This window comes from Nitrospira sp. (genome assembly GCA_015709715.1).
Lineage (GTDB): Bacteria > Nitrospirota > Nitrospiria > Nitrospirales > Nitrospiraceae > Nitrospira_A.
Genome location: CP054184.1, coordinates 3250081 through 3262728, shown reverse-complemented (window position 1 = coordinate 3262728; position 12648 = coordinate 3250081). Strand labels below are relative to the sequence as shown.

Genomic DNA, 12648 nt, shown 5'->3' with positions numbered 1-12648 from the left:
ATGTGTGACCGGCGCAGAGGCGACAGGCGGCAGTGTAGAGGAATTCCTCGCTCCGCCTCAATACGTACTATCGAGGGAAGGTGCAACTCGGGTGGACGCGATGGTCAGGGAGCCGGGGTGACAGGCACTTCGGCAGCGGTTTTTCCCATGCTCAGACTTTCCTGCGAAAGGCGCTTCAGGACGGCATTCGCGCGTTCTTCCAGGCGCTCGGCCTCGCCGGCTCGTTGTTTGCGCCTCAACAACGAGGCATAACTCTTCAGGGTCTTGGCATAGGCTTCTCGGTCATACCCCACCGACCGTTCATAGATCCCGAGCGCCTGTTTGTACAGATCTTCCGATTGATCCAGCCGGCTTTGCGCCTGATACAGCTCCGCCAGGTTCTTCAATTCACCGGCGACGTGGGGGTTGTCTCCTCCCTGCTGTTTTTCACGAATGTTGATCGCTTGCTGGAACAGCGGCTCGGCCTGAGAGTACAGCCCCTGCAATTCGTACAGCTGCCCTAGCCGGCTCATGGCTTCTGCGGTGTCGACATGGTCACTCCCGAGGGATTTTCGAAAAATCCCCACCGCTCGCTGATACAACACTTCCGCCTGGGAGTACTGGTTCTGAGCCCTATACGTATCCCCCAAGTTTTCCAGATTCCGAGCGACGATCGGATGGTTCGGACCGAAGGCCTTTTCGTGGATCGTTAAAGCCCGCTGATACAACGGCATGGCACGCGCGTGCTGGCCCTGCGCCTGATACATCTTGGCGAGGTTGTCACGGGTAATCGCCGTCAGGCTATGTTCCGGTCCAAGCCGTTTCTCGAGAACCGCCAACGCCTGTTGAAGCATTGGCTCCGCATCCGCAAAGCGCCGCTGGTCTTGATACACGACGGCGATGTTGTTCAGACTCTCCGCCGTCTTGCTGTCCTCGGAGCCGAACACCTTTTCCCGAATTTCCCGGGCGCGTTGATGGAGCGCCTCGGCCTGAGAATAGAGCCCCTGGAGCCGATAAAGCTCTCCGAGATCGGTCAAACTCGAAGCAGTCTCGGCATGGTCCGGCCCCATCACACGCTCGCGAATCGCCAGCGCCTCTTGGAAGAGCGCTTCGGCTCTCGCATAACGAGCCAATTCACGATTGACCTGTCCCAACTGGCTCAAGGTTTCCGCCATCCGTTTGCCGTGCGGTTCGATCGTTTCCGCCTCTTTGCGGGCCGTAACGAACAATTCCTCCGCATGGGTGTAATCTCCGGAGCGTAACGCGTCATTGCCCTCACGCATCGCCGAACGCCAGCGTTGATCCTGAGCACAGCCGGCCAGAAGACCAAACAGGGCGAGACCGACAACCACCTTACGCGCGCGCGTTCCCATGTGCATGGCCTTCAACTCGTTGTGAAACAGATAGGGGCCGTTCGGAAGCTTACCATTCGCATGATGCGGAATGCTAACAGACTTACGCTGCCATGGCCGTACAAATCAACCCCAGCAGGATGTTTGGGAAGCGAGGTCCTTTACCGCTCACGACTTCAACTGAGTCGGCACATCCACCTGGGAAGCCAGCTTCGCAATACGGGACGTGTCATAGGGCAGGACACTGAAGACCTTGGCCACATCGATGGCTGGCTTGCCGGGCCGTAACGCCTTTTGCGCCAATGTGGCCAGCCAGGAGAGGGGTATGAGAACCACCCTCGGCAACCACAGCACCGTCAGGTCCGGATTCACCTTGCGGAGCCGGTCCAATAGCTCGTGCTTGGTCGGAGAAACCGGATCGAGCAGATTCAGCGGGCTCGGGACGGCATCCCACGCATCGGTCATCCAGGCCAAGAAGCGACCGGAAAATCCCACATCGACTACGCCGAGACGATCATGTGCCGATCCAACGGCTACGAAAAGATTTCCCAATCGCTTCCCCAGTCTCCCTGGGGGATCAAAATCTCGATAGTCGACCAAGGCGCCGGGTCGCACCACCTTCACTGAAAGTCCTAACTCCTTGCCTAATTGCACAGCTAACCGCTCGGACTCCAGCTTTCCCCACACATAGGGACCGGACCCCTTGCTATCGGGCTCCAACGGATGGTCATCGCCAATGACACGCCCATCAGCCTGCGCCAAGACGGCCAGACTGCTGACGTGCACGAAATGGGTAATGCCTGCCGCCGCAGCCCCTCGAACCATATGTTCGGTCGCATCCAGTGAATTGCGCTGGTGCTCCGGCCACCCTCCGGCCGTTTCCGCCGCCGCATGGATGACGGTGTCGATCCCCTTGAATAGCTCGGACGAAACTCCAGCCGCCACGTCGGTGACCACGTATTCGGCCCCTGCAATGCGCTCCCAAGGAGAAGGCTCGCGGCGCGCCACTACGCGAACGGGACGATCGCGCGAGAGCAGCGCTCGGACGATCTCCTTCCCCAGAAAACCAGTGCCACCCGTGACCAGCACACCTCGACTCGTGACTGGCCTGGGCACGGCTACAGCCAACGCCTTGGCTTCGGCAACCTTCAACGCTTGGGCCACCCGCTCGCAGATCCGCACCGTTTCCAGAATGCCCTCCGGAGACAACGGGGATGGACGTCCGCTTCGTGCGGCATCGTAGAAGGCGGTAAAGAGTTCGGCCAACCCAGGATAACTTCGCCGGCTCTTCAGAAATCGATTCGCCATGGCCACGGTGGTGCCACTCAACAATTGCCAGGCCTGTCGATAGGGCGAGAACAATTTGTCGATTCCCGATGAGCCTGGGCCGATGGCGCGTTGAGTCGTACTGCGAACGTAATCGGCAAACAGCGATCCGTTCCGTCCGACCACGCGCAAATAACTTTCCACCGGACGCCCTTCCAGCGTCACGATCAAGGTCCCGGTCAGGCCTCCGCGTCGTACGAGGGCATGCACCGTCCCCTCGTGGCTGACTTCCAATGACAGCAGTTCTGTCTGTCCCTCCCCGGCTTGCTCAAGGACCTGGAGCAGCAGATAGACGGGATGGGGCAAGATGTCCAGCAGCTGGTGGTCGGCCCGAAGGACCTTGCGCCCACCTGGCGCGTGACGGACGGTTCGGAAGGAAAAGTAACTTTCAACATGCACCACCCTGCCGATCGTCGGGAGGTATTGTGCCAGCACTCGGGTGGGCGGTTCATACAGCAGCTGGTGCCCTGCGCAGACGAGCAGGCCCTTGGCCTTTGCGTCCGCGAGAATCTGTTGCACATCCGCGACAGACTCCGCAAACGGCTTCTCGACGTAGATATGGCATCCGGCCCTCAACGACATGCGAGCGAGCGGGGCATGCGTGGCAGGCGGTGTGATGATGTGCACAACCTGCACCCGTTCAGAAGCCAACAGTTCTTCTGGCGTCTTGAAGCACCCGATGCCCGGGACGATATCACGCATCGCAGCCAACGCCGAATCGGATGGGTCGGCCACCGCCACCAACTGGGCGCCGGGGCAACGGGCGATCGCGCGAGCATGGTGCTGCGCGTGGCGACCGGCACCGATCAACGCGATCCGGAGCGGACGTGAATCGGAATTGGTTGGGTGTGGTTGTGTCACGGAACGTCTACTCGCGGCTCACTATAGTCTATTCTTCCGATTTGGTGAAGGCTTCTCACACATTTTCGCAGACTCAGCGCGACGAATCCTGCACCACCTTTTACACACGCAGATCACCGACACACCTGAGGCAGAGCGAGAGAGAAGAGCGGACGTAGGGTACCTGCCAGCACGGTCGGTTCAATCCCGCGTGGGAACACCGTAGCCGTGATCGACGCGATCTCACACGATGCTAGTGTTTGCGGTAGAAGGCGGCAATGGTTCGCACGACATACTGCAACTGTTCGTCCGTCAGCTCGGCATAAATGGGAAGCGAGAGGACCTCTTCCGCGGCACGTTCGGAATGGGGGAATGCCCCTTTCTGATATCCCAGATCGCGATAGCAGTTCTGGAGGTGCAACGGCAGGGGGTAATAGACTTCCGTCCCCACCCCTTGCTCCTTCAGATAATTCCGCAGTTCGTCGCGCCGCTGCACCCGAAGCGTGTACTGATTAAAGACGTGAAAATTGTGCGCAGCCACGATCGGGAGGGTGAGAAACTCCGATACTGTCTCGTCGCTGAACAGTTCGGCATATCGTGCGGCATTCCGTCGTCGTCCCTCCGCCCACTGATCCAGCCGCTTCAACTTGACCAAGAGCACTGCTGCTTGCAAGGCATCCAACCGGCTATTGATCCCGATAGCCTCATGAACATACCGGACACGGCTTCCATGCACACGCAACATGGCGATGGATTCGGCCAGGGCCTGATCGTTGGTCGTGACCATGCCGGCATCGCCAAAACCGCCCAGATTTTTGGATGGGAAAAAGCTGAAGCAGGCCGCATCTCCCAACACGCCGGCTCGACGCCCCTTTCGCGCCGCGCCGATGGCCTGGCAAGCATCCTCGATCACCCCGACCTTGTGTCGGTGCGCAACCTCCGTGATTGCCTCCATGTCGGCACACTGACCGAAGAGGTGCACCGGAATGATCGCCTTGGTTCGCGGAGTGATCGCTCGTTCGAGAAGCGCCGGATCCAGATTGAAGGTATCAGGTTCGATGTCGACGAAAACCGGTTTCGCACCCAGGCGAGAAATCGCGCCGGCCGTGGCGAAGAAGGTAAACGGAACCGTGACCACCTCGTCGCCGGCCTTCACCCCCATGGCCATGAGCGCCAGCAAGAGCGCGTCACTGCCCGAGGCCACGCCGACGGCATGGGCACTCCCGATGTAGGACGCTACCGCCTGCTCCAACGCCGTCACCCGAGGCCCGAGGATGAACCCCTGCTCATCACAGGTGGCCTCAATCGCAGCCAGGATCTCACTCCTCATCGACTGGTATTGAGCTTTCAGATCAAGCAGCGGAATATTCATCGGTGTCTTCGTTCAACCTCCACGTCAATTCGTCTGCCATCGCATCACATGATCACGTGAGTGGACGACATGTAGCAGATACCCATAAAGAGACTGATACTGTTTGACCGTCTCATTGATCGTAAATTCCTCCGGAAAGATCTCGTTCCCTGACGCAAGGGTCCTACGATAGGGCTCGTCCTCCAGGATGTCGCACACGCGGCCGGCCAAATCCTGGACATCTCCCGCACGGCACAACCGGCCATGCACCGGCTCAACAATGGCCTCTTCCACGCCTCCTACCCGTGTCGCCACGATCGGGATTCGACTCGCTCTGGCCTCCAAAACCGCACAGGACAATCCCTCCCACCGGGACGTCAAGAGGAACACATCCATCGCTTGATAAAGCGATGCCACATCCCGACGCCACCCCATCAGGGAGACTCGGTCCTGGACCCCATATTCCAGCATTAGGGCCTCGACCTCAGGGCGCAGGATTCCGTCCCCGATCAAGATGAAGCGCGCTCGTGGGATACGGCGACAGACTATCGATGCCACATGGACGAAATCTCCAGGCGCCTTTTGAGGCTTGAGGCACGCCACCATCCCCACCAGCAGATCCGTCGGACCGACCCCAAGGGTCGCGCGAAAGCGTTGCCGCTCGGCCGCTTCTGCCTTGGTCGCGAACGGTTCCGGGTTGATGCCCGGTCGCACAATCGACACCTGGGACGGAGTGAACAGCCCCCATCCAACCCCCTGACGACGATCGGCATGAGACACGGTGATCCACCGTGTGGTGAGACGGCCAACCATGCGTTCTACCGCAATCACGACCCTTCTCATCCAAAAGGGCTGCTCCGGCGTCACGCCATATCCATGCACTGTGTGGAGGATACAAGGAACACCTGCCAGCCAAGCCGCAACCCGCCCTAGGATACCAGCTTTTGAACTATGGGTGTGGACAATCTTCGGATGTAGTCGACGAAACAGGGACACCAAGCTCCATACTGTCTTCAGATCCTGCACCGGATGGATCTCGCGAATGAGCGATGGGACGATCTGAACCTCCACCCCCGGAAGTGCACGCGCCTCGTCCGTCAAGAGGCCGCCGGGCCCAGCGACCAATACCGGGCGAAAGCGTCGTCGATCCAAGCCTGAGACGACCCGCATAGCTACTTCTTGCGCCCCGCCCAACTCCAGCTTGGTAATGACGTGACAGACGACGTCCATAGTGACGGGTCCTCAGGCGGCAGCCTTCAGGCGCAGACGCATGGCCACATCGCGCCCCTGGGCGATCGCATCTTCCATCGACGTATGCTCCCATAAGCCATATCGTCCGATGGACGAGATGCCCCTTCGTTCCAACTCGGCAAGCAACTCTTGCACCGCACGTCCACGTTGTCGATCGTACAATACGTAGGCATAGTACAAGTCCTTCACATCCGCCATGACGAGTTCATCATCCCGCCTGAACAGGCCCGCATCCTCCAGACCTTTCCGAGCCCGCTCAATCAGGACCACATTCGGCTCCTGCTCGCCGGGCTGATGCGACATTTCGACGTAGAGAGAGGTACAGCCTGATTGCCCCATGGCGGGGGAGAAGTTCATGGGAAATCCAGCGCGGTAGAAGGGATATCGATGTTCCGGGAAATAGATCCAATGTTTGTCGGAAATCTGCTCTCGGGCAACGGCCAGATTGACGTTGGAGACAGACACCCATCGCAGAACTTGCGCCCGATCCCGTATCGCGGGAGGCAGGTCCACACAACGCCGAACCAACTCCGGCAGAGGGATGGTCGAAATCATCCGCTCATAGTCCAGCGTTCGTTCACCTTCCCTCCCCCGAAACACCGCCCGTCGCCGTTCAGTCTCGACCTGCAGCAGTTCTGCTCCGAAGGTGAGACGATCGAGAGACATACGAAAGGCCTCCGGGAGCATCTTGATTCCACCGCTCGCCGGATAGAGGAATGACGGGTTGTATCCGAAGGCCTTGTCCTGAATACCCAGCGCTCCGTTGACGACATCTTTCACATCGGGCTTCGGCACGAGCCACGAGACCCACTCCGACGTCAATTCATCCAGCGACACTTGCCAGAGTTTTTCATTGAACGGCACCATGAAATGCTTTGCGATGCCCTCTCCCAGACTCTCGAGTATCCACTGTTTGAAAGACCGCTGGTCCGCCGGCGGTTTGGAGGCAGAGGGAGACAACGTCGCAATGAACCCCAGGAGACAGTCACGGACAACCGCGGGCGGAAGGCCATGAGTATTGACCTGAAACGGATACTCTGTGTACGTCTCGTGTGAATAGATGTAAGACTTGCGTGCATGTCGTCGCAGTTGATCTGGCAAAAGACTTTCGACGAGGGCCTTGATTGCGGTCTGTCGGAAGTGCAACAAGTGCCCCGTGTAGTCGAAAGTGAACCCGTCCTTCGTATAGGATCGACAGAGCCCCCCGACTTCCTGTTCGCGCTCCAGAATCTCGTACGACACACCGCGAAGATGATAGGCCGCGCTCAACCCTGCCAACCCGGCCCCGACAATCACGATCATGACAAGCCAGTCCTTTCTGCCGGATTCGACGTCATCGTTTCCGGATTGAGCATGACGCCTCTCCCGGCTACCTTCAGCTTGGTCAGTGACACGGCCGCTACAGCCAGACCGACTAACGTCGCGCCGCTGAGAAGAACGGCCACTTCCTGGGGCACCGCCATGACCAGCAAGCCGATGGTTCCCAACAAGGCTGCGCCGAGGTAACTGATCACCACGACCTGCTTGACGGACAGACCCCAGTGGCGCAGGCGAATCGCAAGATGGTCAGGACTGCCGAGAAAGATCGGGAGGCCTCGCAAAAACCGGATGTACATGACGAAAAGCGTGTCGAAGATGGGCATGCCCAAAATCAATACCGGCGTCAGCAGCGAGACGACATGCCCTTCCGTGTATTTCCCGATCATCGACAATGCGCCGAGCATCAGCCCGATGAATAACGCCCCTGAGTCTCCCATGTAGATCGACGCCGGTTTCCAATTGTAGCGAAGAAATCCCAGGAGACTGCCCATCAGCGCAGCCAACATGAAGGCGGTCGTTTGATCGCCGTTCAGGATCGCCACGACACAGAGAAATGCCGCACTGATGACTCCGACACCGGCCGAGAGGCCATCCATGATGTCGAGGAGATTGAATGCGTTGATGATGCCAATCATCCAGAGCACCGTCAGCGCGATATCGACCCAATCGGGCAGTGATGCAATCTCGATGCGTATTCCGCTTTTGATCAGCACGAACACCGCGAGGCACTGCCCCGCGAGCTTCGCGCCCGGTGACAGCACGCCAAAATCGTCGATGAGTCCCAGCATGACGACCAAGGTACCGGCCAGCACGATTCCCAGCACGTCATGCCGAAACTCGAATGTGAAGGCTAAACTCACAAGAAATGATAAGTAGATGGCCAATCCACCCAGGTAAGGCACCGGCTCGCGCTGATGCTTCAGACGACCGTCAGGACTGTCGACGATCCCGAACTTCAAGGCTGCTCGACGCGCGATGGGCACGCCATAGATTGCCAGAATCGCCGCCAAGAGAAAGGTAAGAATCAGCAGAATCATGGAAACCTTGTCATAGAACCCGGTGACGTCATCTTCCTGCCTGCCCAGCCGCCCCCTCGCCCATTCGCGGAAACGGTTCGGTACAGCGCTGCCAGTCGTGGCCCCCACAGAGATAGAGAGTATTGATCCACGACCGTCCGTCTTCCTGCTTGGCCCATCTGCCGACGAAGCTGAGGCGACCGACACAGCATCTCAAGGCAGTTGTGCCATTCGCGCTCTGTCGAAGCTAGGAATCCATTCTTCCCATTCGTGATGATCTCTCGGTTCACACCGACGGGCGACGCAACAGCGGGAATTCCCACCGCCATATACTGCAGCAGCTTCAGACCGCACTTCCCCCTGGCCCATTCCGTATCGCGAAGCGGCATGACGCCGATCGAAGCATCCTGAAGGTCCACCACCTCTCGTTGCAGATCCCATGGTCGGAATTCAACATCGATTCCAGGCAACTGCGGCGGTTGGGAACAGACGACTCGCAGCCTGATGGGATAATGCGCCTGCAACGCACGCAAGGCCGGTGCAAGCACATCCAGGTACCATAGGTTGTACGCCAATCCGATCCAGACGACGGTAATCGCCTTCGACGAGTCCCCTGATTCCCCATCCGGTTCATCCACTCGCGGAATAAATCGCTCCGTGTCGACCACCGTCGGCACGACATGGACTTCTGGGGAATACCGCCGCGCATAGGCAGCCAACCGTTCATTCCCGACGATCACAGCATCGGCGAGGGCGAGCAAGGCCGGCATCTTCCGATGGTGACCGACTGTGAGGTAGATGGCATCATCCATCTCCACTGCAAGGCGATAACGACACCATTTCAAAATCCGCTCAGCCACCGGCGGGAGATAGGGGAAGAGTTGCCCCTCGATTACAATCAGATCGTTTCGCCTCAAGCTCACCAACTGCCGGCAACGTCTCGCAAAACGACGCGGCACGTAGGAAATCTTCAGCAAAATACGAGACAGCCTGGATGGCACCTTCAAGATAGCGAAATAGGCCTCACCGAACAGAGGATGGACGACGCACTGAATGCCTTCGCCACGCAATTGTGGGAGATACTGGAAGATACGGTAACGGCTGCTTGGGCCAATACTCGAGGTTTTGGAGAAGTAGGTCACCGTCATGGAGCACGTGTTCAGATGGTTGGGGCGACGTCGGCTTGATCTCGTCCTAGACAGACAAATAGTACCGGAGTTCGACACAAAGGGTAGGCTTTTCAATGTTTTGGACGAGGGTGGTCTCGAGATTTGCGCAGCTTCTACGCTGCAAGAGTTTTCTGGCGCCCGAAGAAGGCACGATGCCATTCGGTCAAGATGACCAAGGAAAACAAAAGGCGTTCATTGGGACGAGCCGCCGCCAGCTCGCGGGTAACGATTGCTGCAGCCGCACCGGCATCGAAGGTCGGGATATGCCTCAGATCAAAGTAGTCGCTCAGCGGACCCACGCGACGCAACCACTCCCGCAGCCATCGGCCCATTGGAAGCACAAATCCCTGCTTCTTCCGACCGACAACTTCAGCCGGTAAGAGCGTAGCGGCCACCTCACGCAGAGCCACCTTGCTCTGCCCGGCCCCCATGCGCTTGGCGTCCGGCAAGCAAAGCGCTGTTTCCGCCAAGGCGGGGTAGAGGAAAGGTGCGCGCGCCTCAAGACTGTTGGCCATGGCCATCCGATCGAGCTTGACCAGCAAATCGTCGGGTAGCCACGTGAAAAGATCCGTCAGGGTCGCCCGTTGCAGCGGATGGCTTGCACGATCAAGAGAGGTCCACAGGTAGGCGTCCCAGGAATCCGACTTCTGTGCCACTGTCCCCAATATACAACGGCGATCCTCGGCACTCATCACCAAGGGGAAGCCTGAGGGCGTGGCGGATCGCACATTGTCGCATAGCTCTCGCGTCGAGTCCGCTCCCTGTCGACCCTGCACCCAACACTTGAGAACCGCGCGCCACGAACGCTGAGACAAGAAACTTCCGTAATAATCGTACCCGGCAAAGAGTTCGTCAGCTCCTTCCCCGGAAAGCACGACCGTCACATGCCGTTTCGCTTCACGACACAACCAATAGGTGGGCAAGAGCGCCTGGTCGCCGATCGGTTCGTCCAAACTCTCCGCGACGGTCGGCAGCAAGTCATGAAAAGCCGCTTCATCAAAGGTGAAATGGTGATGCGTAGCGCCGATCGCGCGCGCCACGAGGTGGGCATGCCCCGACTCGTCATATCGGGCGTCCTTGAAGCCCATTGAGAAGGTATCGATAGCGGGATGATGCTTCGCTGCCAGGGCTGCGACGACCGAGCTGTCGAGTCCCCCAGAGAGGAAAACGCCGACGGGAACATCCGCAATCAATCGGCTCGTCACCGCAGATTCAAGCAGGCGAGTGAGATCCGTGGTCTCCACGGGCGTAATCGGATTCAATGCCGGAGCATGGTAGCGTTGGTGATCAATGGTCAACGACCGCACGGACACCGTCAATCGCTCGCCTGGTAACACGCGATAGATTCCGCTGAACAGTGTTCGCCGGCCCGGCACAAAATGAAGGGCGAGATATCGGTCTAGGCTCTCGCGATCGACAAGAGCATCAACCCACGGCAATTGGGCCAGTGCCGTGAGAGTAGAACCGTAGGCGAAGCGGCCCTTCTTGTGCGTATAAAAGAGCGGCTTTTCTCCGAAGCGATCGCGCGCCAAGTGCAAGTTCCCGGTTCGACGATCGAGAATCGCCAGCGCGTACATGCCGTCCAGCTTGGCAAGGAGCCTGTCGATTCCCCAGTGCGCGTATCCGTGAGCCAACACCTCCGTATCACTGGCGGTCTTGAACGTGGCACCGGCACCCGTCAATTCACGGCGAAGCGCCGCATGGTTGTAGATTTCTCCATTTTGAAACGCCACCACCTGACCCTCCTGACTAAACAGCGGCTGCGTTCCTCCCGCTACGTCAATGACGGCCAGCCGCCGCATGCCCATCGCGACATGCTGCTCATGGAATTCGCCCATTCCATCCGGACCACGCGCGACCATAGTTGCGAGCAACCGTCCCAGCAGCCGCCGTCCCTGGGAGGGAGCCACCTGATCGACAACCCCGGCAATACCGCACATGTAGAGATTCCCCGCGACTAAGAAAGCCGTTGAGCGACGCCCTGACGCTTGCGGCAGATCAGGAAGACAAAATCGGAAGCCAACACGCCGTGCTTGACCAGCATATCTTCCAGCAGAAGAATCAGCCTCACGATGGAGTCAAAATCTCGCCGCCCTTGATTGGCCAGCTCGGTCTTCAGGAGAGGATGCAATTGATGGAGCAGCGTACCGTTGTAACATCGCTCATAACAGACTTCAAAATGCTGTCTCACCAAGGGAAACACATCGGCGGAGCGCACCGCTTCCGACGGATCGCAGGCGAGCATGCTGGCAATCGTCGGACGCTCAAACCTCGTGCAGGTGCCGTCTCGCAGATAGGCAGGATCCAAAGCACCGAGGACCTTGTTGGCAATCTCGATCTGCCGATCCGTCCATTGAAATCGATTGGGTCCGATGAATTCGACCACGACAAAATACCCGTCCGGCGTGAGAGCTTGCTCCAGCCTCGCCAACAGGGTTTCCAGATTGGTGGCATGGTGCAATGCCCCGGTGGATAAGATCAAATCAAACATGCCGTCGACGTCCAACACGTTGACATCCTGCACCGTGAATCGATAACGATCGGGCGGGGCCGCTGCCGCCTCAAACCGCGCCTTGGCTTGGGCGATTGCACCGGAAGAAAGATCCACACCGATGACCCTACGCACCTTGCCCGATCGATACAGCTGTATTTCATGGGCTCCGTCGCCGCAGCAGACACTGAGCGAGCGCTCGAACGTGCGCTGGACAAAATACTCGTTCAGCAGCCAATTGAGCCAGTGCTGAGGCGTCCCCGTCATCAGACGATAGGTCCACTCTTCGACCAGCCGATTGTTCATCCAGTACGATTGATCCACCCGCATTGCCTCGAACTGACTGCTCCAGTATTCGGACACACGTTCATGCGCGTCGGCCCCCCGCGTGCGATGGGGATCCCCAACCAACCGGGCGAGACTCAGGTGGACCCGATCCAATAGACGAAGTACGCGCCTTACGACGGGCCACACGACACCCTTCGCCTGACGCGCCACCTGCCAACTACCGACCATGAATCCCCCTACCAAACATCGAGCAACGAACGGCCCT

The 12648-nt window shown here is 58.7% G+C and carries 9 protein-coding genes; all 9 read right to left on the bottom strand.

The features are described from left to right. Nucleotides 1–104 precede the first annotated feature (104 nt). The 9 genes from HRU82_15695 to HRU82_15655 all read right to left on the bottom strand — a co-directional run bounded on the left by HRU82_15695 (nucleotide 105) and on the right by HRU82_15655 (nucleotide 12611). Entirely contained in the window at nucleotides 105–1358 is a 1254-nt protein-coding gene (locus HRU82_15695; protein ID QOJ36292.1) for a tetratricopeptide repeat protein, read from the bottom strand. Between the two features lie 141 nt (nucleotides 1359–1499). Next, the gene (locus HRU82_15690; GenBank protein QOJ36291.1) at nucleotides 1500–3518 is read right to left on the bottom strand and encodes a Gfo/Idh/MocA family oxidoreductase; all 2019 of its coding nucleotides are present in this window, start codon (nucleotides 3516–3518) and stop codon (nucleotides 1500–1502) included. 232 nt (nucleotides 3519–3750) lie between these two features. Then, nucleotides 3751–4869, bottom strand: a complete 1119-nt coding sequence (locus HRU82_15685; GenBank protein QOJ36290.1) for a DegT/DnrJ/EryC1/StrS family aminotransferase — start codon at nucleotides 4867–4869, stop codon at nucleotides 3751–3753. A 24-nt stretch (nucleotides 4870–4893) separates the two neighbouring features. Beyond that, complete coding sequence (locus tag HRU82_15680) at nucleotides 4894–6078, bottom strand: glycosyltransferase family 4 protein (protein QOJ36289.1); 1185 nt, start codon at nucleotides 6076–6078, stop codon at nucleotides 4894–4896. Between the two features lie 12 nt (nucleotides 6079–6090). Further along, nucleotides 6091–7401, bottom strand: coding sequence for an FAD-dependent oxidoreductase (locus HRU82_15675; protein QOJ36288.1), 1311 nt, complete (start codon nucleotides 7399–7401; stop codon nucleotides 6091–6093). Next, entirely contained in the window at nucleotides 7398–8456 is a 1059-nt protein-coding gene (locus HRU82_15670) for an undecaprenyl/decaprenyl-phosphate alpha-N-acetylglucosaminyl 1-phosphate transferase (GenBank protein ID QOJ36287.1), read from the bottom strand. Before HRU82_15670 ends, HRU82_15675 begins: the two co-directional genes overlap by 4 nt. Beyond that, nucleotides 8453–9583, bottom strand: a complete 1131-nt coding sequence (locus HRU82_15665; protein QOJ36286.1) for a glycosyltransferase family 4 protein — start codon at nucleotides 9581–9583, stop codon at nucleotides 8453–8455. Before HRU82_15665 ends, HRU82_15670 begins: the two co-directional genes overlap by 4 nt. A gap of 134 nt (nucleotides 9584–9717) precedes the next feature. Continuing rightward, nucleotides 9718–11544, bottom strand: coding sequence for an asparagine synthase (glutamine-hydrolyzing) (gene asnB / locus HRU82_15660; GenBank protein QOJ36285.1), 1827 nt, complete (start codon nucleotides 11542–11544; stop codon nucleotides 9718–9720). A gap of 17 nt (nucleotides 11545–11561) precedes the next feature. Continuing rightward, on the bottom strand, nucleotides 11562–12611 hold the full coding sequence (locus tag HRU82_15655) for a class I SAM-dependent methyltransferase (GenBank protein ID QOJ36284.1): 1050 nt from the start codon (nucleotides 12609–12611) through the stop codon (nucleotides 11562–11564). Nucleotides 12612–12648: the final 37 nt, after the last annotated feature.